The 25,458-nt window shown below is 42.5% G+C and carries 23 protein-coding genes; 18 read left to right on the top strand and 5 right to left on the bottom strand.

Features of this window, described 5'->3' with window-relative positions; all coding sequences use genetic code 11:
• The first annotated feature begins 6 nt into the window (after positions 1 to 6).
• The 3 genes from R7035_RS15085 to nirD are packed head-to-tail and all read left to right on the top strand — an operon-like array spanning position 7 to position 3,709.
• Positions 7 to 843: an ABC transporter ATP-binding protein gene (locus tag R7035_RS15085; protein ID WP_005450080.1), complete on the top strand. Its 837-nt coding sequence runs from the start codon at positions 7 to 9 to the stop codon at positions 841 to 843.
• A 10-nt stretch (positions 844 to 853) separates the two neighbouring features.
• Positions 854 to 3,373 carry a nitrite reductase large subunit NirB gene (gene nirB / locus R7035_RS15080; RefSeq protein ID WP_132936411.1) on the top strand — a complete coding sequence of 840 codons (2,520 nt, stop codon included), beginning with the start codon at positions 854 to 856 and terminating at the stop codon, positions 3,371 to 3,373.
• Positions 3,374 to 3,709, top strand: a complete 336-nt coding sequence (gene nirD, locus R7035_RS15075; protein WP_047123394.1) for a nitrite reductase small subunit NirD — start codon at positions 3,374 to 3,376, stop codon at positions 3,707 to 3,709. It abuts the gene before it with no gap.
• A gap of 98 nt (positions 3,710 to 3,807) precedes the next feature.
• Here nirD and R7035_RS15070 read toward each other — a convergent pair whose 3' ends face one another.
• The gene (locus tag R7035_RS15070) at positions 3,808 to 4,212 is read right to left on the bottom strand and encodes a PPC domain-containing DNA-binding protein (protein WP_318146177.1); all 405 of its coding nucleotides are present in this window, start codon (positions 4,210 to 4,212) and stop codon (positions 3,808 to 3,810) included.
• Between the two features lies 1 nt (position 4,213).
• Complete coding sequence (locus tag R7035_RS15065; RefSeq protein WP_005375904.1) at positions 4,214 to 4,789, bottom strand: TetR/AcrR family transcriptional regulator; 576 nt, start codon at positions 4,787 to 4,789, stop codon at positions 4,214 to 4,216.
• A 284-nt stretch (positions 4,790 to 5,073) separates the two neighbouring features.
• Between R7035_RS15065 and R7035_RS15060 the strand changes: the two genes are divergently transcribed.
• From R7035_RS15060 to R7035_RS15045, 4 genes are all read left to right on the top strand, one after another.
• Positions 5,074 to 5,688, top strand: coding sequence for a glutathione S-transferase family protein (locus R7035_RS15060; protein ID WP_005375905.1), 615 nt, complete (start codon positions 5,074 to 5,076; stop codon positions 5,686 to 5,688).
• 220 nt (positions 5,689 to 5,908) lie between these two features.
• On the top strand, positions 5,909 to 6,169 hold the full coding sequence (locus R7035_RS15055) for a hypothetical protein (protein WP_132936413.1): 261 nt from the start codon (positions 5,909 to 5,911) through the stop codon (positions 6,167 to 6,169).
• Between the two features lie 29 nt (positions 6,170 to 6,198).
• Positions 6,199 to 7,428, top strand: a complete 1,230-nt coding sequence (locus tag R7035_RS15050; protein ID WP_132936414.1) for a PP2C family protein-serine/threonine phosphatase — start codon at positions 6,199 to 6,201, stop codon at positions 7,426 to 7,428.
• Positions 7,429 to 7,492: 64 nt separating this feature from the next.
• Complete coding sequence (locus R7035_RS15045) at positions 7,493 to 7,870, top strand: ATP-binding protein (RefSeq protein WP_240694220.1); 378 nt, start codon at positions 7,493 to 7,495, stop codon at positions 7,868 to 7,870.
• Positions 7,871 to 7,940: 70 nt separating this feature from the next.
• Here R7035_RS15045 and R7035_RS15040 read toward each other — a convergent pair whose 3' ends face one another.
• From R7035_RS15040 to R7035_RS15030, 3 genes are all read right to left on the bottom strand, one after another.
• Positions 7,941 to 8,132 carry a hypothetical protein gene (locus R7035_RS15040; RefSeq protein WP_025767706.1) on the bottom strand — a complete coding sequence of 64 codons (192 nt, stop codon included), beginning with the start codon at positions 8,130 to 8,132 and terminating at the stop codon, positions 7,941 to 7,943.
• Positions 8,133 to 8,166: 34 nt separating this feature from the next.
• The gene (locus tag R7035_RS15035) at positions 8,167 to 8,502 is read right to left on the bottom strand and encodes an Hpt domain-containing protein (RefSeq protein WP_031781126.1); all 336 of its coding nucleotides are present in this window, start codon (positions 8,500 to 8,502) and stop codon (positions 8,167 to 8,169) included.
• 446 nt (positions 8,503 to 8,948) lie between these two features.
• Complete coding sequence (locus R7035_RS15030) at positions 8,949 to 11,099, bottom strand: serine/threonine-protein kinase (protein WP_165935321.1); 2,151 nt, start codon at positions 11,097 to 11,099, stop codon at positions 8,949 to 8,951.
• Positions 11,100 to 11,411: 312 nt separating this feature from the next.
• Here R7035_RS15030 and tagH point away from each other — a divergent pair, with 312 nt between their 5' ends.
• From tagH to tssC (R7035_RS14975), 11 genes are read left to right on the top strand one after another with little or no spacing between them, the layout of a single operon-like run.
• The gene (gene tagH, locus R7035_RS15025) at positions 11,412 to 12,605 is read left to right on the top strand and encodes a type VI secretion system-associated FHA domain protein TagH (protein ID WP_005375931.1); all 1,194 of its coding nucleotides are present in this window, start codon (positions 11,412 to 11,414) and stop codon (positions 12,603 to 12,605) included.
• An 11-nt stretch (positions 12,606 to 12,616) separates the two neighbouring features.
• The gene (gene tssJ, locus R7035_RS15020; protein ID WP_005375933.1) at positions 12,617 to 13,072 is read left to right on the top strand and encodes a type VI secretion system lipoprotein TssJ; all 456 of its coding nucleotides are present in this window, start codon (positions 12,617 to 12,619) and stop codon (positions 13,070 to 13,072) included.
• 21 nt (positions 13,073 to 13,093) lie between these two features.
• The gene (gene tssK, locus R7035_RS15015; protein ID WP_080276943.1) at positions 13,094 to 14,419 is read left to right on the top strand and encodes a type VI secretion system baseplate subunit TssK; all 1,326 of its coding nucleotides are present in this window, start codon (positions 13,094 to 13,096) and stop codon (positions 14,417 to 14,419) included.
• Positions 14,420 to 14,430: 11 nt separating this feature from the next.
• On the top strand, positions 14,431 to 15,723 hold the full coding sequence (gene tssL, locus R7035_RS15010; RefSeq protein ID WP_005375939.1) for a type VI secretion system protein TssL, long form: 1,293 nt from the start codon (positions 14,431 to 14,433) through the stop codon (positions 15,721 to 15,723).
• A gap of 16 nt (positions 15,724 to 15,739) precedes the next feature.
• Positions 15,740 to 19,258 (top strand): type VI secretion system membrane subunit TssM, encoded by a 3,519-nt coding sequence (tssM, locus tag R7035_RS15005; RefSeq protein WP_256900968.1) that lies wholly within the window; start codon positions 15,740 to 15,742, stop codon positions 19,256 to 19,258.
• The gene (gene tagF, locus R7035_RS15000; protein WP_005375944.1) at positions 19,240 to 19,935 is read left to right on the top strand and encodes a type VI secretion system-associated protein TagF; all 696 of its coding nucleotides are present in this window, start codon (positions 19,240 to 19,242) and stop codon (positions 19,933 to 19,935) included. Before tssM ends, tagF begins: the two co-directional genes overlap by 19 nt.
• A gap of 9 nt (positions 19,936 to 19,944) precedes the next feature.
• On the top strand, positions 19,945 to 20,739 hold the full coding sequence (locus R7035_RS14995) for a PP2C family protein-serine/threonine phosphatase (protein WP_005375947.1): 795 nt from the start codon (positions 19,945 to 19,947) through the stop codon (positions 20,737 to 20,739).
• Complete coding sequence (tssA, locus tag R7035_RS14990) at positions 20,732 to 21,847, top strand: type VI secretion system protein TssA (RefSeq protein ID WP_132936418.1); 1,116 nt, start codon at positions 20,732 to 20,734, stop codon at positions 21,845 to 21,847. The genes R7035_RS14995 and tssA overlap by 8 nt, the downstream gene beginning before the upstream one ends.
• 15 nt (positions 21,848 to 21,862) lie before the next feature.
• Positions 21,863 to 22,393 carry a type VI secretion system contractile sheath small subunit gene (gene tssB, locus R7035_RS14985; protein ID WP_005375949.1) on the top strand — a complete coding sequence of 177 codons (531 nt, stop codon included), beginning with the start codon at positions 21,863 to 21,865 and terminating at the stop codon, positions 22,391 to 22,393.
• Positions 22,393 to 23,886, top strand: coding sequence for a type VI secretion system contractile sheath large subunit (gene tssC, locus R7035_RS14980; protein WP_005375950.1), 1,494 nt, complete (start codon positions 22,393 to 22,395; stop codon positions 23,884 to 23,886). Before tssB ends, tssC (R7035_RS14980) begins: the two co-directional genes overlap by 1 nt.
• A gap of 52 nt (positions 23,887 to 23,938) precedes the next feature.
• Entirely contained in the window at positions 23,939 to 25,450 is a 1,512-nt protein-coding gene (gene tssC, locus R7035_RS14975; RefSeq protein WP_132936420.1) for a type VI secretion system contractile sheath large subunit, read from the top strand.
• Positions 25,451 to 25,458: the final 8 nt, after the last annotated feature.

Here is a 25,458-nt window from a genome sequence, read left to right as displayed (position 1 = left end):
ACGATCATGGAAAAAGCATTATTAGATCTAACGCGTTTAGGGATGCGATTCCCAACGCCAGATGGCGAGTTCATCGCGCTTAAGAACGTCGATTTACAAATCAATAAAGGTGAGTTTGTATCCCTAATTGGTCACTCTGGCTGCGGTAAATCAACGGTATTAAACTTAGTCGCAGGGCTACACATGCCAACAGACGGCGGCGTAATAGTCGATGGACGAGAGGTGGCAGGGCCGGGACCCGACCGCGCAGTGGTATTCCAAAACCATTCATTATTGCCTTGGTTAACCGTGTATCAAAACGTTGAGCTTGCAGTAAAACAAATTGCCGGCAAAAAGGGCAAAGCGTGGATTCAGGAACAAGTGAACCACTATTTGGAGTTGATTCAAATGCAGCATGCTGCGCACAAAAAGCCGGATGAAATCTCGGGCGGTATGAAGCAGCGAGTCGGCATTGCGAGAGCACTGGCACTTCAACCAAAGGTTTTGCTGATGGATGAGCCATTTGGTGCGCTGGATGCGTTGACTCGTGCGCACTTACAGGATGCACTGATGAAGATTCAAGCCGAGCTAAACAATACCGTCATCATGATTACCCATGACGTGGATGAAGCGGTGCTGCTATCTGACAAAATCGTGATGATGACTAATGGACCGGCAGCAACCATTGGAGAAGTGTTAGAAGTAAATCTACCTCGCCCTCGTGAGCGTGTAGCACTGGCGGATGATGCGCAGTATCAGAAGTGTCGACAAGCGGTGTTGAAGTTCCTTTACGAGAAGCAATCCAAAGTCGAGATTCCTGCTTCGAAAGAAGACAAACCCAAAACCGCAGCGCAAACGGCATAAGGAGGCAGCGATGAACAGTCCTTTAACGATTCCAGTAAAGAACGCATTGAGCCACATCGTTGTGGTAGGCAACGGTATGGTCGGGCAACACCTTGTCGAGCAATTAGTACAGAAAAACGCGCATTTGGAGCACCGAATTACCGTGATTGGTGCAGAGCGCTTTATCGCGTATGACCGTGTACAGTTGTCCTCTTTGTTTGCGGGTAAGTCTCATGATGATTTGATGCTGAGTAACCAAGAATGGTACGACATGCATGGCATCCAACTCGTACTTGGCAGCCAAGTAACAGGCATCGACAGAGAGCAAAAGCGCATTCTCCTTGATGGTGAAGATGTGCTGGGTTACGACGAACTTGTGCTCGCGACCGGTTCTTACCCATTTGTGCCGCCAATTGAAGGTAAAGACCGCGACAACGTGTTTGTCTACCGCACGCTTGATGATCTTTCACAGATCAAAAAGGCATGTGAAGGTGCAAGAACAGGCGCAGTGATTGGCGGCGGCTTGTTGGGTTTAGAAGCGGCAAACGCACTCAAACTGTTGGGGCTAGAAACTCACGTCATTGAGTTTGCACCTCGCCTGATGCCCGTACAGTTAGATGATGGTGCTGGCTTAGTGCTAAAAGAGAAGATTGAAGCGCTAGGGTTAACCGTACATACCTCGACGGGTACGGAACGAATCTGCGATGGTGAAACGGCTAAGCATCGTATGGTGTTTAAAGACAAAGATCCTCTCGAAGTGGATGTGATTGTCTTTTCCGCAGGTATTCGCCCTCAAGATGAGCTGGCAAAACTGGCTGAGCTGGAAGTAGGCGAACGAGGCGGTATTGTGATTAACAATCAATGCCAAACCAGCGATGAGAATATTTATGCGATTGGCGAATGTGCTCTTTGGGAGCAAAAGATCTTTGGTTTAGTCGCACCCGGTTACACCATGGCAAGAACCACTGCTGATGTCCTGACTGGAATGCCAAGCGAAGGTTTTAAAGGTGCAGACATGAGCACCAAACTCAAGCTGCTTGGGGTGGATGTGGCGTCTATCGGAGATGCACAAATGCAAACCGAAGGCGCACAAGAAATGGTCTTGCAAGATGCGGTAGCAGGCATCTACAAAAAGCTGGTGGTTGATGCGAGCGGCACCCAATTACTTGGTGCGATTCTCGTCGGTGATAACAGCGATTACGATGCGCTCTTACAGTGTTATTTGAACAAAACAGTCTTGCCAGACCACGCCGCGAACCTGTTGTTTGATACCGGAATGCTTGATGGAGAGATGCCAGACAGCGCCATCATCTGTTCTTGTCACAACGTCACAAAAGGTGACTTAGTTGCCGAGATTCAAGCCGGCACTACCAACCTGACGGACCTTAAAGCCAACACCAAAGCCGGTACTGGCTGTGGTGGGTGTAGCAATATGGTGAAGTCGGTATTGGATACTCAACTGGCAGCCATGGGGGTAGAGGTTAACAACCACCTTTGTGAGCACTTTGAGCTTAGTCGCCAAGAGATGTTCCATATTTGCCAAGTGGAACAAATCAAAGACTTCGACACCTTAATCGCACTGCATGGCAAAGGGCATGGGTGTGATATCTGTAAGCCGACAGCGGCATCTGTGTTCGCTTCTTTGTGGAATGAACACATCATGGAGCCTCAACATCAATCTCTGCAAGATTCTAATGATGCCTTTATGGCGAACCTACAAAAAGATGGCTCTTACTCGATTGTGCCTCGTGTTCCGGGTGGCGAAATCACACCAGACAAACTTATCGTACTAGGTGAAGTCGCTCAGCAGTACGATCTGTACACCAAGATCACTGGTGGTCAGCGCGTGGATTTATTTGGTGCGCAGTTAGAACAGCTTCCTGAAATCTGGCAAACCTTAATTGATGCCGGTTTTGAAACAGGGCACGCCTACGGCAAGTCGGTCCGCACCGTGAAATCTTGCGTCGGTTCTACGTGGTGTCGCTATGGTGTTGATGATTCAGTTGGATTAGCCATCGAGTTAGAGAACCGCTACAAAGGATTGCGATCGCCCCATAAGCTTAAGTTTGCCGTATCGGGCTGTACTCGTGAGTGTGCAGAAGCGCAAAGTAAAGACATTGGGGTGATCGCCACCGAAAACGGCTGGAATCTATACGTTTGTGGTAATGGTGGCATGAGACCAAGACACGCTGATTTGTTTGCATCCGACTTATCCAAATCAGAGTTGATCACCATGATTGACCGAGTTTTGATGTTCTACGTCAGCACCGCTGATCGCTTACAGCGCACGTCAGTGTGGATGGAGAACATGGAAGGGGGCCTAGACTACCTTAAACAAGTGATTTTGGATGACTCTCTCAACCTATGTGATTCTTTGGATGAACAAATGGCACGAGTCGTAGATACCTATCAATGTGAGTGGAAGAGTACGTTGGATAATCCTCAAAAATTGCAACGCTTCCGTCCTTTCTTGAACAGCACGTCGGGCAGCAAAGTCTTGCCGTACCAACGTGTGCGCGGTCAGCGTATTCCCGTGAAACAGGAGGTGTAAATGGCAGCTTTAACCAAAGTGAAATTGTGTCAGCTTGATGACTTAATGCCGTTTATCGGTGCCACTGTATTGATTGAAGGCGAGCATGTGGCGTTATTCTACATTCCTGATAACGGTGTTTACGCTGTTCAGGATTGGGACCCAATTGGTAAGGCTTATGTGATGAGTCGAGGGATTGTCGGTGATATTGATGGTGAGATGTGTGTTGCATCACCACTGTATAAACAGCACTTCAGTTTAAAGAGTGGGCAGTGTTTAGAAGACGATGCGCACTGTCTAAAAACATGGCAAGTAACAGTCGACGATAATCAGGTTTGTTACTTAGTCGAAGAATGACCCTCGAAACTAGCTTGCTCGAAATGAGTAAATTCTTAGCGTAAGAGACAAGCGAATAAAGCTCCAGAGACAGCACAGTATGGCTCTGGAGCTTTTAATTATTTGGAAGGGTTCACTTGTAGTTCGGTATAGCCAGTCGAGTCGTCCATCGCTCTAGTGAACTCAAGTTCTGAGTAAGAATGGATGATCAATTCCGCGGTGGTATCTATAACCGTGCCTTCCATTAAATGCCCACCCCAAACTCGTCCTTCACGATCAGACACCGAGATATGAACGTGTTGATGTTCAGGCGTTAGAGTTCCCATCACAGAGACGATTTCAAATGGCTCATGTTTGGTTAACGTACTCTCTGCACCTGCCAAACGAAGGTTGAGGTCAGAGACACAGCCAACGCATGAGGCAATCGAGCCAGCTTTGATACCATGCTGCTTGACCAATTTCGCAAGGCTCGGCTTTAAGTCCATGCCTTTGGTAAGACGTACTGCTATCACTTCAATCGACATGTCACTTCCTAATCAAAACCAGCAAGCAGGAAAGCGCGGTATCCAAGTCGGCATAACGTTTAGCTTTGCCAAGTACACGCATACCTTGCATGTTGTTGAGAACAAAACGAGCAAGCTCTTCTGGTTTAAGCGTTTTTGGCACTAAGGTTTCCTTTTGCGCATTGGTCAGCGCATCCGCAATGATGTCGATAAGATGGTCAAACAAAAAATGCCCTTTGCGCAGTACGTCATCGTCTTCGCCAGCGTGCTCAATCAACGCATTTTGAATAAAACACCCACAGTTCCGTTTGCGTTGCAGCTCAGCAAAAGATTTAAGGAACGATTCCAACTCAGGTAAAGACGCGTCGTCTTTTTCCAAATCATTCAGTGACGGTAGCGAGACTTTTTTTAAGTAAGTATCGAGCGCTTCGTAGTAGAGCTGTTGCTTGTCACCATAGGTGTTATAAAGACTGAACCGGTTGATGTTCAACTCGTCGGTGAGATCCGAGATAGACGTGTTCGCAAAGCCCTTGCGCCAAAACACATCCATAGCCACGAGAAGCTTTTCATCTCGGTCGAAGTTGGCTTTTCTTGCCATAAATTACCTGCCTGGGTCTGCTTATCGGGTAATTAAATTGCTTTGGAGGGATGGTACAGAGAACCTCTAGCGTTCGAACTGAACCAATATGATGAATACCCATCTATTCTTGGGTATCAGCCCCCAAATTCATGTGAACTCACAAACGGCATCAAAAATCTCGCTCAGCAAACAGACCCACAACTGTTTGAAAATTTTTGATAGTGAAGTTCTTGACTGATCGTTTATAAACTGACTACAGTATATCCTAACCAATCGGTTAGAAAAAGATAAAAGGATGTGAAATGAAGCTCTATGAAACCGCAATGACTCCAAGTTGTAAGCGAGTTAGCATTTTTCTAAAGGAAATCGGTGGCGAGGTTGAGCGAATTGCGCTGAACGTTCGTGAGGGCGATAACCTATCTGAACCGTTTAAATCGAAAAGCGTGAACGGCAAAGTGCCTCTACTAGAACTGGATGATGGTACGACGATCTGTGAAAGCGTGGCGATTTGTCGCTACCTAGATGAAGCGTTTGAAAATGATCTGGCGCTGTTTGGTGCTAACCAGCTCGAACGTGCTCAGGTGGAAATGTGGCATCGTGTGGTGGAGTTCCAAGGACTAAATGCGGCATTTCAGGCGTTTCGAAACATGACCGGAGTTTATGGAGACAGAGAACGTTGCGTTGAAGCATGGGGCGAAGAATCAAAACAACGCGTCTACGAATTTCTGCCCGTCTTAGACAAGCGTCTTGAACATAATGATTTTATCGCCGTAGACCATTTTACTATCGTCGATATAACAGGCTTTATTTTGATCAGTTTCGCAATTAAAGGCCTAGAAATTGATGTGCTATCGACGTCGCCAAACATTGCTCGATGGTATAACCAAATTTTAGCTAGACCTGCATTTCAGAGTTAATGTATTGCAGCGAGTGGATGATAGCTCGCTGCTACCACCTTACCGATTCTTAACTCAGCAGGATATTCAAATTTTCTCAGATTTTTCTTATTTTTTCTCCTATCGCCTATAATTGGAAAAACAACCTCAATTTGCTTCGTTGCGTTTTAGAGCCTCGAGCTCTTGGTCCGTAGACGCTCTCTTTCATCATGGAAAGTCTAGTAATAGACAAGGAGAGGTCATGAGTATTCAAGTGAAAACTATCAATAATATTCTAATAGCCCTGTTAATGGTTTCGGTTTTTGGTCTATTCGCACTGTACCTCAATTACATACAGCAGGATGAACAGATTGAAAGGCTGCAAAGTCAGTTAATCGAAAAAGAGCATCAGATACTAATTTCTAATGAAGCGTTGTCTTACACTCGATATCAACACCAATTATTAGCCGAAGACTACAGCCGTTTTAGAAATGAGCAGTCAGTGACTAGTGTTTTGCGTTAGCCAGTATAGCAACTGTATTAAGGAGGAAGATGAAACCCATTCTTTTGGTCGATGACAGTAAAACAGTACTGCTTTACATCAGCAGTGCATTGGAAAAGCAAGGCTATGAAGTGGTTGCAGTTGAAGACGGAAGAGCGGCGCTTGAAGTGCTAACCCACCGCCCTGATATTCAGTTTGTGCTGAGCGATTTAATGATGCCTAGAATTAATGGTATTGAATTGTGTCGCCAATTAAAATCTAAAGTTAGCGAACGTTACATTTTCTTTGTTCTACTGTCTTCTAGAAATGACCAAAGTTCGATCGTGAAAGGCATTGATGCTGGCGCAGATGATTTCGTAGATAAGAAGACGTCTGTAGAGGAACTTCAGGCCAGAATCCGTGCGGGGTTTCGTACTTTAGAACTGCACAACAAACTCGTTGAGAGAAATAAAGAGCTAGATGCGGCCTATCAAACAATTCACCAAGACCTACAGTCTGCTAGTCATCTGATGGAGCAACTACTCCCTGCTGAATCAACTATTCAGAATGTAAATTTTAGCTATGTCTACAAACCATGCTCCCAGATTGGTGGTGATATGTTGGGGTATTTGGAGCTCGATGAACGACATGTTGCGTTTTATGTATTTGATGTTTCTGGTCATGGTATTTCTTCAGCTTTGATGGCTTTTTCTATTCAACAGACGCTATCTCAAAGTCAGGGGCCTGATTCGATCACGATGGAGTTGAGAGATGACGGCTATTGCGTAAGTGAGCCTGCATCTGTGATTGAACGGCTAAATCGGCGTTATCAGCAAACTAGAAACAGTCAACTTTACTTTACTATGGCTTACGCCATTCTTAACACAAAATCAGGGCAACTTAGCTATTGCACGGCTGGCCACCCCAGGATCTTAGTTTGGCGAACGAGTACGAAAACGATGGAACAGATAGGTGACGATAACTTTATCGTTGGTGCAATGCAGCCGATGGAATATATCGGTAACCAAATTAGTCTGGATGAGGGCGATGCATTGTGGCTTTATTCGGATGGTTTGATTGAAGCGAGGCAGGGTGAGGAGATGTTTTCACTACAACGATTGGCATCGAGTATAAAAGCTGTTTGCACGCTGACAGTTGAAGACCAAGTGGGAGACGTCTTTAAAAAAGTACAATCTTGGCATAACGAAGATGAGTTTGATGATGATGCCAGCCTTTTACAGGTAAAATGGCATGGTGAGAGGCTCGATTTTAAGGAAAAGAATGTCAAAGAGCGAATTTAAACGAACTTACGGGAGCTCCCTTACTCACTCACGAAGTGCGAGCAAAGACGTTGTTCGGTTTTTGATGGGTCATCAAATCCCCTTAAATGCAATTCAATCATTGGAGCTTTGTGTCGTTGAACTCATGAATAACGCTTATATTCATTCTTACAGTGAAATAGATGGCCTACCAATTGAAGTGGAGTGTAGGGTTGGGGATGACCAAGTGTCCGGTTTCGTGGAACTGAGAGTCTCTGATTGCGGAGCGCCGATCAATGAAAAGACGTTCATCCAACATAAAAATAAACAGATTGAGGCACCTAACTTAATGGATGACGATAGTTGGTCCTCCTCAGGTCGCGGACTGATGTTAGTCGCTCAATTATCTGACCTGTTTACATTGGAAAAAGGTTTCGAAAACAATACGTTTGTTGTAGTGAAAAGGAATAGGGAGATAAACTAACAACCAAGCAAAGTCGATTTGCTTCACTTGGTCCCTAGCGTTAATCTGACGGTTGCGTTGTATATCATTGTTATTTTGTATTCGTTGTTGGTGCCGGTGATAGTAACGCCTCCAACTCTTCTGGTGTTAGAATATCACTGATGTTTAACATATTACTTTCATCATCTAGCGCCATCTTTGTACGGCTAAGTAAGTACCTTTTTTGAGTTGGTGTTAAGTCTTTGAGAGACTCAATCAACTCCCTGAAATTGCTATTATTCATTGCCATATTTCCCCCAGTTAAGCCTTGAATTTCTTTATTGCATATTCTTCAAGTAAGTGAAGATTTGTTGATTAATTGCAGCTAGCTCTTTAGTAACTATAGCTATATCTGAGCTATCTGGCGCTGTATCGTTTCTGGTTTTTTCTTCTATTCTTTGAAACGCAATGACCGCGGTGTCTTCTCCGAAACTCTCTAGAATGCCCTTTAAACTATGAGCTAATAGATAGAGTTCTGACCAACATTTGCTTGCATATAGCTCATCTATACGCTCTATATCATTCGTGTGATCTTCAAGGTATGTAGAAAAAACAGTGACGATCAGATCTACGTCGTTATCCATGTATGTATTGAGAACATCAAAATTAATCATGTATACCCCTATTAAACGTTGAGGTAGAGGAATGTTTCGGATAATGAAGGCTTAGCCGAAGGTATGAATGGCATAACCAGTATTTGAGCAGAAATAGTTTGCTTGTCGCTTGAGATAAACTTACAAAAAGAAAGTCATTGTTAAAGATATTTTGACTTATATCCAAACGGCAATGGTCGAAATGTAGGGATGAAAAAACTTCAACTCGCGTGTTTTTAACACAAGTAGCAAAGGGGATGTTTCCAAGTAAAACGCCGAGTCGGTAAGTGTCTTGCAGTCCTAGTTTAAGGCTATCGTTACATACGGACGCCAGACGTTCGCCAACTTTGACTATTCCTTCAGTCAAGGCTAACTCTCCTCATTAAGCACAAGTATAAATTAGCAATCTAGTTGCATATTGGCAAGTAATCTACGGCAAAAAAGGGACTCGCGTCCCTTTTGTATTACTAGCTTTGCTTAGAGTCCTGTTCTATTTGCTTCATAAGCTCGTTGGCTTTCTTCATAGCGCGTCTTGCGCTTGAAGTCCTTCGCTTATTAAGCAATATATCGGAGAAGCGTAAGTATTTATCAGCAGTTTTGAATCTTAAATCGTTAACATCCTGAAAACCAATAGGAAAGTTTTTCGAGAACAGATCCACATCCTTCACCAAGTTATCGAGATGAGTTGTCGTCCTTGCCTTTTCTAGGCGAGAATAAAAGTTTTCAAACTCTTCTTGGAACAGGATTCTAGCGGCATCTTCTGGAAACGGTAGAGGGCTGTTGGAATCTAGCGCTGTCTCATATAATTTCATTTCCAGCACTGCATCTTTCATCGCATTACTTATCTGTAAGTTCTCTTGATGCTCTTCTACGTTTGAAAAGAAGGTGTTCCCAACCTTAATAAGAGCAACAAGTGCAGCTGCGTCTTTCTTTTTGAGTGCTTCAGTGAGGTGCTGACCGAAAACATCGCTAGATAACGAACTTGGCGTGAAAGGATAACCTTGATGAATCTGATTTAACTCATCCTTGAGCTCATAGATGGATTTACTGCCGTCTTCTTTACTGTACCGAGACTTTTCAAGTTGACTGTTGATTTGCCTTGCTATCGAAAGTAACGTGGAGTGCTTGCTTGACTGAATATCTAAGGCAAGAACTTCTATTTTATGTGAGTCAGGGTAGTAGGTTTTTGCTTTATCAAGTATGGACTCAATTTCATCATAATTCGGGTAGTTGTTGGCATCAGAATTCAAAACCTGATCAATTTCAGATTCAAACTCGCTGAGAATATAGGTCTTGTGTAAGCGTAATAAGCCAGCCTTAACGACTGGATGTAAGCTTTTTTCACTATCAATCAGTGCCAAACTTTTTTCTGCTGGCGTATCAAGCTGCCACTCTTGTCCGGCAATTTGATCATTTTGCTTGCTAATAACGGTTTCCAAATTGGTGATGGTTTCTTGTTGCTGCTGATAACCAAATACAATGCCGCTAACTAATAATATACTCGCTGCCGCGCCGCTAGCGATAGGCCAATAGCGCATATTCAATTTGCGTTTCAACTGCTCAGGGGTCAGTTCGTTCGGAATAATGCCAGTTGAAAATACGCTTGAAAATATTGGCCACTTAGATGCAGGCATGTTAGTTGGTTTAGAGACCTTGATCTTCTTTTTGAGAGCTTCATTAACTGGAGTTCTTGCGTAAGGGTGTTTGCAACTCAATAGCTCGTAAGCAATACAAAATAGAGCAAACATATCGTCGCTTAAGTTCGGTTCCTTACCGGATAACAGGTTGAGTGATGCATAGTTGGGAGTATAACCAAGCGTTTCAACATTTTCGGATTTACGTTTAGCCGCATATTGATCCTGCTTTAATTGATGTGTTTTAGATACACCAAAATCAAGCAGTTTAACGTTACCCTCAGACGTTAAAATCACATTAGCGGGCTTTAGGTCGGCGTGCACTACACCAAGAGAGTGAGCATATGAGAGTGCATCGAGTACCTGATTTAGGATTGATAAAGTTGCATTAAACTTCAGCCCATGGGGCCTAGAACGCTGTATTAAACTCTCTAATGTTTCTCCGTTAATATACTCCATAACTAAAAAGTATATTTCGCCATCAACACCAAAATCAAAAACCCTAATGATATTAGGGTGGCTTAACCTTTGAGTTTGTTGAGCTTCACGTATTAACATGCGTGCAGTCTCTGGTTGAGAAGCAAACTCTTTCTGTAATATTTTTAACGCAACGTAGGGTGTTTCTGAACCTGAAGATTCAAGAATCCTATCTTTAGCTAAGTAAACATCGCAAAGCCCACCATGCCCAATAACCGACTCAATTTCATACCGATTTTTAACGGACGCTCCTATTAAGCTTTCGTTAATAACATCTTTGTTATTATTTAATGAGTCATCTTTATTGTTTTTTTTCTTATTAACTAACGGAGTGTTTTCTTTTTGAGACAGTTTTGTGTTTGTTTCATTTTTATTTTTAACGGAGGTTTCATTATTAGTGAGTTTGGTTGATTTAATTGCATTGTCTCGTTTTTGAGTCTTTACAATTTTAGTTTTATCTCCGCTTTCTTCGTTATTTATAGAATTGTTTTTATTACTGTCTTCCATCACAAGAACTCCGTATAAATGATGGGGGAATATATACCTTTCTGCTCAATGAAAAGTCATTATGTTAGAATTTCTCGGCCAAACTAACATTCGTTTTTTTATTGATGAAAGTCTAAGTGTCAAAAATTTGAACTTGGTTGGATAATTAAAATTGTTGAACAATACGTGATTGCTTTGATAAAAAAATGATTCATTATTCCGTGCATGATTTTCAATGGCAGTATTAAGATTTTTATTAATCTTACTGTTAATAAGAAAGTAGTTAATAATAAAATTAAAAATAATATCTAGCAGGTCTTTGGCGAGGTTTACATGAAGTTGGTTTTAACCATAACAAGTTTTCACAAATTTACTCCAGAGATTGAGAGTGAGTTCGTGTTTGAATCAAGTGATGAACATGCCAAGGTTACATTTGGTAGGTCTGAACAATGTGATTGGACACTACCAGATCCTGAAAGAGTGGTATCCGGAACCCACGGAGAACTGATTAAGTTTGGTGACAAATACTTGATAAAAGACCTCTCAACTAATGGTACTTTTGTAAATAATGCTGTAACTCCTGTGGGTCAAGGAAATGAAATAGCACTAAGCGATGACGATATGGTTAGCTTAGGGGATTATCAAATTTCAGTTTCTATTCAAACAGATACAGATGTATTCAGTCTTGAGACAAGTAAAAGTCTTTCTAGCGCACCCCCTGAAGTAGTCTCAAGTCCATCGGAAGCAGAATTTGTTGACCTAGGCCTTAGTGCTAGTGAACTCTTAAACGAAAGTGTTCCTTCTGACTTTCAGCTAGATATTGGTTTAGTCGATGATTTTATTGATATCCCAAAGCCCGAAAAACAGAGCACCGTATCTGAAACTTTACCGAAAGTTAACCGACAATCAGAACACCTATCGACTCCCAACTTTGATACCAATGGGGGTGAACTTGCGGCTTTTGTTAGAGGGGTGGGTATAGATCCAATGATGATTCCCAGCGATAACCGAGAGGAATGGTTCGAACAACTGGGGGAGTCATTTTCTTTGATGCTAGTTGGTTTAATGGAAACACTGCATAACAGAGCAGTGTTTAAACAAACAAATCGACTTAGTCATACCGCATTTCGTAAGTCAGAAAATAACCCTTTAAAGTTTTCTGCAAACTTAGAAGATGCGATTCATAACTTATATAACCGTCAAACCGCTAGCTTCTTAAAGCCAAATGCAGCCATTAAAGAAGCATTTAATGACATCGAAAGTCATGAGCAAGCCTTAATGAAAGGTGTTGAAGGTACGGTTTCGAGTGTTATGTCACTTGTTGAACCTACTTCTATATACTCAGATGCTTTAGCGAAAGACACGGTTATTAATAAGGTTATTCCAGCTAGGAAATATGCTCAAAGTTGGAAGAGGTTTGAGGATATTCATGAAAAGCTATCCGATGATATTATCAATAAAGAGTCTCCGTTCTATTTAGAAGACTTCGCTAAGCACTATGAATTAGCATTAAAAAACAAAGGCTAGGAATTAGGGTGATGAAAAAGTTTTACCAATATATTTTGTTATTAATTTCAATAGCTTTATTTGGGTGCTCAGCAGCGAACCTAGTTGTTGATCCATACTCAGATTTAGAAATAGCAGCAAGTCATAACATTAATCCTGATTCAAACGGCAGGCCTTCTCCTGTAGTGGTGTATGTATTTGAATTAACGTCAAATACCATTTTCGAAAGCCAGGACTTTTTTTCTATTTATGAAGAAAGTGAAAAAGTCTTAGGACCTGATTTAGTGAATAAATATGAAGTTTCATTAACTCCAGGTCAGAAAGAAACATATCAAGCAAGTATGTCTCCAAAGACAGAATATTTAGGCATTGTCGTAGCGTTTCGAGATATTGAAAACTCAAATTGGCGACAAGTCATTAAAGTGGATAAGACCGGTTACAACACATATCAAGTATTGTTAGAAGATCTGTCTTTGGTCGTTAAATAACGTTTAGTTGGCTAATTATAAATGACGCAATACTCCAAGACGGCTTGGTGCGAAGGAATGTTTTTACGTCCCCAGCACTTCCAACAACAAGAACGCGCAACCTCTCAAGAATTCAAGGGCTTACATCAGTTAGGTGGGGCTTACAATTGGGGAGTTTGGAAATGTCGAGTAAAAAAACACGCGCTAAAAGATGGTCTTATTGAACTTGAGCATCTTGAAGCTGTTTTGCCAGATATGACGTTGGTTAATACGTTAATATCCAACGATTCAGTTTCGCCTCTACTTATTGATAAAAACACTGAAAATACGTTAGTAAAAATAACTCTCCCTCTTTCAAGTGTTACAGGTAAAAACGTTTCGGATGTAAGCGAATCGATCGTCTCTCGTTATGTACTTCAAGATATCGACGTGATAGATAACCTTACAGGACAAGATGAAGAAACCATCCAAGTTGCAGCCCTTAACCTAGAGTTGAAAGCGAGTAATGACAAATTAGCGGGTTATGTGGAGTTACCTATCTTAAGGATCAAAGAGGTAACTCCTGAAGGGGAAGTTATACTAGACGATGAGTACGTTCCTCCGCTTATCAACCTCCTTAGCGACAAAGTTATGTCAGCTTATCTACGTAACGTTATCGCGATGACAAAGATGCGTGCTGACGTTATTGCACAGCGCTTGATTAAGGGTAAATCTGCATCGGCATCTGCTGTTGATTTCATCATGCTCCAAATGCTGAACCGATATGAGGCGAAGTTAAAGCATTTCAGTGAGTTAGATAGGTTACATCCACTGGAATTAGCGACGACACTTAAAGGTTACATTGGTGAGTTAGCCACTTTTTCTAATAAAACTAAAAGAGTCCCAAGTTTGCTTGCGTATGATCACTTAGATGTATCAAGTGTCTATAGCGAGTTGAATCAGATACTCAGTCAGTACCTCAGTGTTGTCCTTGACCAAACTGCGACCAAACTTCCGTTGGAGCCTCGCCAATACGGTATTCAAGTGACGCCGCTTCCAGATAAACGCTTGCTTGAGTCATGCCAATTTGTGCTAGCAATTAAAGCAGACACCACAACAGATGAAATAAGACGCCTGGTCCCAGCGCAACTCAAGTTTGGCCCGGCAGAACAGATTCGCGATCTAATTAATAATCAGATCAACGGTATAAACGTAGTGCCGTTGAGTGTCGTCCCGAGACAGATTCCTTACCAAACGGGCTATGTTTATTTCGAAGTTGTCAAGAAAGGGCCATTTTGGATGAGGCTAAAAGATAGTGGCGGTATTGCGCTTCACCTATCAGGGCATTTTCCGAACGCTGAACTTGAGCTTTGGAGTATTAATCAATAGGCGCGCTCTGTATGGAACAAACGATAGTAAAACCAACACCGGGTGGAAGAGCACCCGCATCGAAACCACAATCAGAAAAGTCTGTGGATAATACCGTAGTTATCTCAAAAAGTCCTGAATTGGTGAACAATGATTCAGTGGTCGCTTATGGGAATAACTCTCTACTAGCAGAGGCGAATGGCCTGTTATCTATTATCGGTCAAATTCGCTCGACAGCGACTCATTCCGATCCGTTGTTTCTAAAAGAGACATTGGCACAAAAGCTTAGAGATTATGAGAACCGATTACGTCAGCATGACGTTGATTTGGATACCATTGATACAGCTCGTTATTGTTTATGCTGTTCACTAGATGAAGTTGTCCTTAACACCAATTGGGGTGGGAATTCATTCTGGAGTCACGATTCATTACTTAGCTCCTTCTATGCTAGCAGTCAAGGTGGGGAAGCGTTCTTTAAGCATCTTGATAAGTGCATGGCGAAACCAGATGTGAACTTAGATTTGCTTGAACTAATGTATGTGTGCTTATCTCTCGGGTTTCTGGGTCAATACCGTTTAGAAAAAAATGGACTGGAATCGCACCGGAAATTGAGAAGACAGGTTATTGCTACTCTTAAGACTTATGGGAGAGGAGTCCCTCAGGAACTAAGCAATAGTATCGACCAACACATTTTGAATGGCTCAAAGGCTTCTGATAGAGCTCCTCTTTGGGTTGTATGTTCTGTAACGGCGGCACTATTGGTCTGCATATATATGTATTTTAGTTATGAGCTAAATAAGGCATCCAATCGCACCTTTTCTCAATTAGTCAATTTGATTCAACCGCAACAACTTAACCAAGATGCAACGTCAGAATCAAAATCAGCGCCAATTGCAGAAAAGATTTCAATGTATCTAGCAACTGAGATCGGTAAGGGGCTAATCAATGTTGAGCCGCTGCAAGACAGGGTAAGAATTTCGTTAAAGTCTCAAGATCTATTTGAATCAGGTAGTGCTGATGTTGTCGCTTACATCCAACCCGTTATTTCTAAGCTTGCGAGAACATTGGAGTCGACCCAAGGCAAGATCATTGTTACTGGTCACACCGACGATAGGCCTATTTTCACGAGTAAATATCCCTCGAACTGGCACCTATCATTAGCTCGAGCCACTGCTATGTCTGAACAACTGATCTCGAATAGTGCATTAGAAGGGCGAGTGATACCCGAGGGATTGGGGGATGCAAGACCATTAGTTGAAAACAGTAGTGATGAAAACCGAGCTATTAACCGCCGGATTGAAATCGACCTTCTTGTCGCGAATTAATAATAGGTAGATAGAGATGCGTATTAAAGAAATTGGCAGAATATTTACTCAAAGATGGTTTCTCGGTCTTATAGGTGTCGCTGCTTGTTCTATTTTCATTTGGGTTGTTGGTCCACTTATTGCGATAGCGGGATATGAGCCCCTAAAGAGTGACTTTCAACGGCTAGTCACTATTCTAGTGTTGGTGTTGCTTTGGGCGATATTTAACGTTACCAAGCAGCATAAGCAAAAGGTGAGAGAAGACGAAAGTATTCAAACGTTGCTTGAGGTTGATAGCCTATCAGATAAAGAAGCGGCAAGTGAAATTGACTTAATGCGCGAGCGTATTGAGCAAGCTGTCAAAGTAGTGACGAAAACACACAAAGGCAAGAGAAGCTTGTATGACTTACCGTGGTATGTGTTGATTGGCCCTCCTGGAACGGGGAAAACAACTGTATTAAAGCAGTCGGGGTTAGAGTTTCCATTAGGAGACAGCCTTGGCTCTGACTCTATTGCCGGTGTAGGTGGCACTCGCCACTGTGATTGGTGGTTTGCAAATAAAGCAGTTCTTATAGATACGGCTGGCCGGTATACGACACAAGACAGTCAAGAAAAGGTCGACTCTAAAGCGTGGCATGGTTTCTTAGGATTGTTGAAAAAGTATAGAACGCAAAGACCAATTAATGGTGCGATTGTTACGATAAGTTTAGCCAGCGTGATGTCTCAGACTCGAACCGAGCGAAGTCTTCATGCTCGAGCAATTAAGTCGAGACTTCAAGAACTGAAAAACCAGTTAGGCATGCAGTTTCCGATTTACGTATTGCTCACCAAAATGGATTTAGTTGCCGGTTTCAATGAGTTTTTTGCCGATTTAAGTAAGGAAGAGCGAGAGGAATTATTTGGTTTCATGTTCCCTCGTGAAGTGGATGATGAAAGAGGCGTTATTTCTCTATTCAACAAAGAATTTCATGGCATGTTGGAGCGCCTTGATGCCCGTATGCTTAGAATACTTGAAACAGAGGACGATTTAGATAAACGCGCGCTTATCTTTGAATTTCCAAAGCAATTAAGAGTGCTACAAGCTAATCTTGACGAGTTTTTAGCTGAAATTTTTGCACAAAACAGTTTTGAAGAGCCTGCCTTGATTCGTGGTGTGTTTATGTTGAGTTCGGTTCAAGAAGGCTTACCAGTCGATAAGCTGATGAATGAATCAACCAATGGACTTGGGTTAAATCGTTTAGCTCTAGCAAAGAGTCAGACTGGTTCTCATAGTTATTTCGTAAAGAATCTTTTTGACAAGGTTATTTTCAAAGAGCAACTGTTAGGAACAGTTAATCGTCACTATCAAAAGCAGTCAGGTTGGATGCGTCGAGGTGTTTACATTGGATGTACAACGCTACTGCTAGGAGCTTCTGCGCTTTGGTTTATGAGTTATAAGTGGAACTCACAGTTAATTGTCGATACCAATGAACAAGCGAGCCATATTGATGCAATGATTGGCGCTCAAAGTTTAGATTTTGAAGCGGATATTGTTTCAGCTGTAGAAACATTAGATAGGTTGATGACGCTTCCTCTCGGAAAGCAAAGCGACTACGGTGATGCCGACTCTGTAAAGAGGTTTGGTCTCTATCAAGGAGACAAAGTGTCTCAGGCGGCAAACAATGCATATTCTGATGCTTTGACCCAATATTACGCCCCTCTGCTTCTTGATAGCTTGGTGTCAGAAATGGAGAGCAATCAACAGCATCGTGAGTATTTGTACGAAACGTTAAAAACGTATTTGATGTTATTCAATCCAGACAAATATCAACAAGATGAAGTGTTGGCTTGGTTTAACTTTTATTTCGAACGTCAATATCCGGGTGAGCTAAACGCAGACTTAAGAAGACGTTTGCTACAGCACACTCAATATTTATTAGGCAACGATGGACAAGGCTTTACTTACAACACTGCTGCCGTGACGAGTGCTCGAGAAGTGTTGACTCAAATGTCTCTACCTGAACGTGCTTATCAGCGAATGAAAATACAATTTTCTAAGAGTCATGTACCTTCATTTCGCTTGACTGATGTATTGGGACCTAAAGGGCTTGAGCAGTTCGAGCGAGCTAGTGGAAAACCGCTATCACAAGGCATTTCGGGTTTCTACACGTACAATGGTTTTCATAGCATTTTTCAGATTCAGATCAACCGTACAGTAAAAAGCCTAATGGAAGAGAACTGGGTTTATGGTGACGATCTTAAGGCTCATGAAATTGATCAAGATAGTGCCATCCAAGGCGTTCAGTCTCGATACTATCAAGATTATGTTAATGAATGGAAAACGTTGATCGAAGATATTCAATTGAAGCAGGCTCCGAGCCTAGAACTTGCGACAGAGCAAGCGAGGGTTTTATCTGGAGTTGAAAGACCAATCGAATCTTTGTTGAGAGCAATCCAAAAAGAGGTTGCTCTATCAAAAGTATCATTGTCAGAAAATCAAAAAGCCGCTTCTGAAGTTGCTGGTAAAGTTGCCAAAGTTAAGTTTTCAAATACGGCAGATAGACTAGACATGTATTTACCTGAAGAAAACGGCTTCAATGTTGCTCTGCCAGGTAAAGAAGTCGAATCGCATTTTTCAGAGATCTTACGCCTTGGTGAGCAAGACTTTGATGATATTCAACAAGCAATGGTTAACTTGCGTTCGTATTTAAGTGACTTATCAAGCTCTGGTAACAATCAGAAAATTGCCTACAAAAGTATTTTAGATGGAACCGTTACACAAGATGTCGCAGCTTCCTTCGCTCGTGCTAAAGGACTTTTGCCGAGACCATTTAATCAATGGCTAGGTGAGCTTTCTCAAGAGTCGGTTAAGTTTGCGGAGAGCGGTTCGAAGGATCATCTAAATCAACTTTGGGTAACACAGGTGGTCCGCCCTTATCAGCGGACTATTGCTGGCAGATATCCATTCGAGCCCAACGCGAGCAGAGAAGTTAGATTGAAAGACTTTAAGCGATTCTTTGGTTATGGAGGTACGCTTGACGCATTCTTCCAAGAATACCTCGAACCGTTTGTGGATACTTCGAAAAGTCGTTGGCGATTAGAAAAGGAAATTGGAGTTCGTCCAGAAACACTAATGGTCTTTCAAAGAGCGCAACGTATCAGGCAGTCTTTCTTTGAATCTGATAATTCATTACGCGTAGAGTTTGGGATGAAGCCTGTTTATCTAGACCAGCACATTACTCGATTTGTCTTAGAGTTGGGTGGACAAGATTTGGTTTATAAGCATGGACCAGCAAGAGCTAAATCGTTGAGTTGGCCTGCCGGTCAAGATCAGACTCGAATTGTGTTCACACCACCTGAATCTAAACGCGAAATTGCGCATACCTATGAAGGTGAGTGGGGCATATTCAAGCTTTTGGATCAATCACTTAAAGCAAGGCCAGAATCGCGTAAAGACAATATAGTTATGATTGATTTAAAGGGAAATAAGGTGCAGCTAGAGCTTATTCCTTCTAGTGCCATTAATCCGTTTTGGTCAAATGAAATGGAGAGGTTCAGATGTCCACGAACCTTATAACATCAGGCTGGGGCTATATCGGTAAAATGCCTGCAAAAGGGGACTTTGTGAAAGATGGTTTATCACAAGATTTCTCGGAGCGTTGGCATGATTGGCAACAGGCGGTTATTGCAGTCAGCAGGGAACAACTGGGTGAAAGCTGGAATGAGCACTTTTTAACGGCTCCTGTGTGGCACTTTGCTTTGGATATTAGCTATTTAGAAGACTCAACCTACATTGGTAGCATGATTCCTAGTGTTGATGCATGCGGTAGATACTTTTTCTTTACTATAGCTCGTGCCGTAAAAGGTGAAGCTGCGCAATATTGGGGTGACAGAGCTTGGACCGAGGACAGTGCCGCTCTTGCTCTTTCAGTACTTGAGGACGACTTTGTCTTTGATGTTTGGCATAAGAGTACTCAAGAAAAAAATGACCTCGTTGCGAATGTAACAAGTGAAGTGAAGCCTCTAGAGTTTCTTTATCAAAGCCAAATATCTACAGTTTTTCATGATCACGGCAATACTGATCAAAACACGCTTTTGAATTACCTCATTAAAGAAAAATTGAGTAAACCATGTTTTTGGTGGACTGAAGGTTCAACGAAGGTTGAACCATGCATGTTCATTACTAGTGGATTTCCTTCAATTGGTCAGTTTTCAGCCATGCTTGATGGCGGCTGGAAAAAGTGGAATTGGTAGGATAGAAGAATGAATTGGAACTATTTTACCTTTGCTAAATCGCACGCAGGAAAAGTACGCCCTTATAACGAGGATGCTCTGTTGGATATGACAGAACAGCATATTTGGGTGGTTGCCGATGGAATGGGTGGACACAGTGCTGGCGATATAGCAAGCCAGATGCTAGTGGATAGAGTCGCGCGCCACATGCAGGATGTCTCCAATACTAATATCGATGATATCCGAAGAGTGGTTCAAGAAGCGAACTTAGAAATTTACCAATACGCACAAAATCACTTAGACGGTAAAACGATGGGAACAACACTTGTTTTGTTGTTTATTCAGGATGGGTATTACCACTGTCTTTGGGTGGGTGATAGCCGAATTTACCAGCTTAGAAGTGGTAATTTTGTCCAAAAAACACGTGATCATAGTCAAGTCATGGACTTAGTGGATCAGGGCTTATTGGCATTTGAAGATGCCGAATCGCACCCTCTTGCAAATGTTATTACCAGAGCTGTTGGGGTCGACGAAAGTGTCACTATTGATCAAGTTTCAGGGCAGTTGGCTGACGGCGATCAGTTTCTACTCTGTAGCGATGGACTCTCTAAGGAACTTACGAGTGATGAAATTCATCGGACATTGTATGCAGACTCAGTCAACCAAGCTGGATTAGCTCTCATGCATTCGGCTTTGGTTCGGGGCGCAAGTGATAACGTAACTTGTGCTTTGATCAAAGTTCGCCAAGCGCAAACGGAGTGCGAAACAGTAACTAGAGAAGACGCGACGATACCTGTCTTTCTAAGAGGGAGAGCTTATGAGTAATGAAATGTTTGATTGGTATGAACAAGCGTTGGCTCCTATATCTCAAGAAAATCCTACAGGTATTGATCCTAGAGAGGATGTATCACCACAGTCTGCTTACTATCGGTTGAAAGATCAGCGTATGGCCGCCCGCAACGCTGAACGTAATGCTCTTATAGAAGAAGAAAGTATCTATACCCACAGTAATTTATGGCGAGTATTTATTGAAGATGTCCCAGAAATACTCACGAATCAGTCTAAAGATTTGGAATTTGTTGCCTGGCTTATAGAAGCCCTAACTCGATTGTATGGTTTTCGTGGTATGGGCGTTGGCTACAAACTCGCAACCAGTTTAATTGAGAACTTTTGGGATGATCTGTACCCAATGCCTGATGAAGATGGTATTGAGACAAGAATATCGGCGATTATTGGCCTCAATGGTATCGATAGTGAAGGAACACTTATTTTTCCAATTGCTTGTATACCATTGACTGACTTAGGCGTGGAGCAAGCTTATGCCTATTGGGAATATCAGCAAGCTATAGAGCTTGAGCGCTTAGACGAAGATAAGCGCCGAAATCGAGTCGAGCTTGGGGCTGTTGAGCTACCTGAAATTATAACTACGGTTAAGTCGACTTCTGATACGTTTTATCAAGAATTAATCACGGATTTGGAGTTCGCTACAGAATCATTTAATGAATTCAGTCAGCGATTAGACGAAGCGGTCGGTGATGTGACTCCTAGCTCTTATATATCAAAAAGACTCGAATCAATACACTCGGCATTAAAGCACCTTCTAGGAGATCGTTTCAATCAACCACAAGCCGTGTTTGAAGAGCTAGAGGATCTTGATGAATCTTCTTCTGAACAACCGTTAAGTTCACAAAGTTGTGATGCATTATTAGCGACAAACATGAAATCACGAGAGCAGGCAATTAGACAATTGCAGCAAGTAGCTGATTTCTTCCGAGAGAGTGAACCTCACTCACCAGTTTCTTACTCCATCGAACAGATTATTCGTTGGTGTGGGATGCCTCTGCCGGAGTTACTGGCGGAACTTATCTCCGACGGGGATGCAAAGAAAAGCTACTTCCGTTTGGTTGGCATAGCAGAACAAAATGAAAATTAATAAAGGGAGAATGGTATGACGAGTATCCACTCGAAACTATCACGAGTACGGAAGCCTCGTGTCCACATTACCTATGATGTTGAAACTGAAGGTACGACTCTTAAGAAAGAACTGCCTTTTGTTGTAGGTGTAATGGGTGACTTCGCTGGTCAAAACACAGAAGCGTTGAAGCCATTAAAAGACCGCCGTTTTATTCAGATCGATCGAGATAACTTTGACGATGTACTCAAAAAAATGAATCCATCGGTGAAGTTTAAAGTTGCGAATAAGCTTGCGAATGACGATTCACAGTTTGAGGTCGATTTAAACTTTAAATCAATGCAAGACTTTGAGCCTGCTGCGATCGTAAATCAAGTTGATCCACTACGCCAATTGATGGAAACGCGTAATAAACTGCGTGATTTGATGACAAAAGTTGACCGCTCAGAAGAGCTTGAAAATATCCTAGAGGATGTTTTGAACAATACAGACAATCTGGCAAGACTTGCAGGCGAGTTAGATCTTGGCAAGAAAGCGAAGTCAGACAGTACTGAAGGAGCGGAATAATGACGACTGAAGCTGAAAAACAGTTAGATCCAACTGTTAATGAACAGACAACTTCATTCTTAGATCAAGCTATTGGTGCGACTAAGCAGACCGAAGCTTCTCGTGCTGAGGAGCTGATTAAAACGCTCGCTGAAGAAGCAATGAAAGGGACAGTTACTTGGAACAAAAACCTAACAGTAACTTTTCGTGAAGCGATTAATTTGCTCGATAGGCAGATTTCTGATCAGTTGTCTGAAGTAATGCATCACCCAGAATTACAGAAACTCGAAGGTTCTTGGCGCGGCTTAAATTATCTAGTGATGAATTCAGAGACCAGCTCTACTCTGAAAGTTCGCATGATGAGCATGACCAAGAAAGAGCTACATAAAGACTTGAGCAAAGCTGTTGAGTTTGATCAAAGCCAGATCTTTAAAAAGGTTTACGAGTCTGAGTTTGGTAGTGCTGGTGGTGAACCGTATGGTGCATTGATTGGAGACTATGAGTTTACCAACCACCCAGAAGATATTGAGTCGTTACGCCTAATGTCAAATGTAGCGGCTTCTGGCTTCTCTCCATTCTTGTCCGCGGCTTCACCAGCACTATTCGGCTTTGATGAGTGGACTGAGTTGTCAAAACCACGCGACCTAGATAAGGTATTTGAATCACTAGAATACGCCCAATGGCGTTCGTTCCGCGAGAGTGCCGATTCGCGCTTCGTTAGTCTGACGATGCCAAAAGTCCTTGCTCGTTTGCCATACGGACAAGCTACCGCTCCAGTCGAAGAGTTTGGGTTTGAAGAGTTCGAAGTAGATCCTGTTTCAGGTATTGCTGTTAACGCTGAACATAACGACTACTGTTGGATGAACTCTTCGTATGTTCTTGGTGTTAAGTTAACCGACGCATTTTCAAAATATGGATTTTGTACTGCCATCCGTGGTGCAGAAGGCGGCGGTCGAGTGGATAACTTGCCAACGCATTTCTTCATGAGTGATGATGGCGACCCTGATATGAAGTGCCCAACAGAGATTGGTATTACCGACAGACGTGAGGCGGAGCTTGGTAAGCTTGGTTTCTTACCGCTTTGTCACTACAAAAACACCAACTATGCAGTGTTCTTTGGTGCGCAAACCTGTCAAAAACCAGCGAACCATGAATCCCCTGAAGCAACGGCCAATGCGGCCATTTCTGCCCGCCTACCTTATATGATGGCAACATCTCGTTTTGCGCATTATTTGAAAGTAATGGCTCGAGATAAAATTGGTAGCTTTATGGAAGCAGAAGACGTTGAGTCTTGGCTGAACCGCTGGATCCTAGGTTACGTCAATGCTTCTGAAGGCGGTGGTCAAGAGATCAGAGCGAAATACCCTCTAGCAGACGCTCGTGTTCAGGTTAAGGAAATTCCTGGCGCACCTGGTTCTTACAATGCCGTAGCATGGCTGAAGCCTTGGTTACAAATGGAAGAACTGACCACATCTTTGCGACTTGTGGCAAAGATCCCTCAGTCAGGTGGATAAGAAATGAATTGGCTGGTCGAAAGGCCAGCCATGACCAATCTTTATGTTCTAGATGGAATTAGCAGTGTCACTTAACTTTCGCGACCCTAGCAAGCTAAAACATGAGTTCAGTACCGGAGGCTATGCTGAACTTGATAGCCCGTGGTTGACTCGATTCAATGAATCTTCTGATCTTGTATCGTCAGCTCGAATTTGGCTAGAAGGTACACGTTCAAGAGATTTGGACAGCTTTCGTCATAGTGTGATGAACACAATTAACCGCATTGATGAGCTATTAGAATCTCAACTAAATGAAATATTACATCATCCTGAGTTTCAACAGCTCGAAAGGGGGTGGGTTGGAGTTAGGTATTTATGTGAACAGGTTGATTCTCGTTCATCGGACTCTGTAAAAGTTAAGGTTTTAACGGCGACATGGAATGAAATCAGTAAAGATGCTTTAAAAGCCATCGAGTTTGACCAATCAGCACTATTTAAGTTGCTCTATCAAAATGAATATGGCATGGCAGGGGGAGAACCCTTTGGTGTGGTGGTTGGAGATTATCAGCTTCGCTGTGATCCTAGTAAAAATTATTTTGATAGAGATCTGTCTGTGTTGAGTAAGATCTCTCAGTCTGCAGCTGCAGCATTCAGCCCATTTATCATGTCTGCATCGCCAGAGATGTTTGGTGTTGATAGTTTCGCTCAACTCTCTGCGATAAGAGATATAGCAGCCCAATTTGAACAGGAAGATTATGCAAAGTGGCGTAGTTTGAGAGATAACGATGACGCTAAATTTATTGGTTTGACTGCACCTAACGTCTTGTTCCGTCAGCCATACAAAAGTGATGGCTCGCGGAATGATAAATTCAATTTTCAAGAACACATCTACGACTCCAACCGAGATTTGCTATGGGGGAGTAGTGCGTACTGTTTTGCTGCTGTATCAATTAGAGCATTTCAGGAACATGGTTGGTTCACGCATATGCGAGGGATTAAACAAGGCGATTACAGTCAGGGTATTATCGTCGCTCCTACAAGGAGCACGATGCGTGTTAATGGCAAGAATGATCGTGAAAGATGTCCGTTAAACTTGAAAATCACTGAGAGAAAAGAACAAGAATTGTCTGAGTGCGGTTTTATTTCTATTTCTCCAATACCTGAGACTGATATGGTAGGGATGACCTCGAATGTATCTCTCTACAAGCCCAAACAATACGCAGAAAAGCATATTTCAACGAATGCAAAACTGACATCGATGTTGCAATACACATTGTGTGTATCGCGAGTCGCACATTATCTCAAGGTTATGGGGCGTGACAAAATTGGTGGGTATCAAGACGCAGAAAGCCTAGAGCGTGACTTTCAACGCTGGTTACACCAGTACACTACCGCATCAGATGAAGCGTCTGATGAGCTTCGAGCTAAATACCCCCTAAATGAAGCGAAAATTACAGTTCGAGAGAAAAGAGAAACTCCTGGACATTATTACTCAGTTATCCATTTGCGACCGCATTTTCAACTCGATCAAATGGTATCTAGCATTAAATTAATTACCGAATTATCACCAGAGCACATGGTGTAAGGAAATAA

This window comes from Vibrio sp. 1731 (assembly GCF_033339955.1).
In the GTDB taxonomy this organism is placed as follows: Bacteria; Pseudomonadota; Gammaproteobacteria; order Enterobacterales; family Vibrionaceae; genus Vibrio; species Vibrio alginolyticus.
This window is presented reverse-complemented; position numbering and strand designations above follow the sequence as displayed.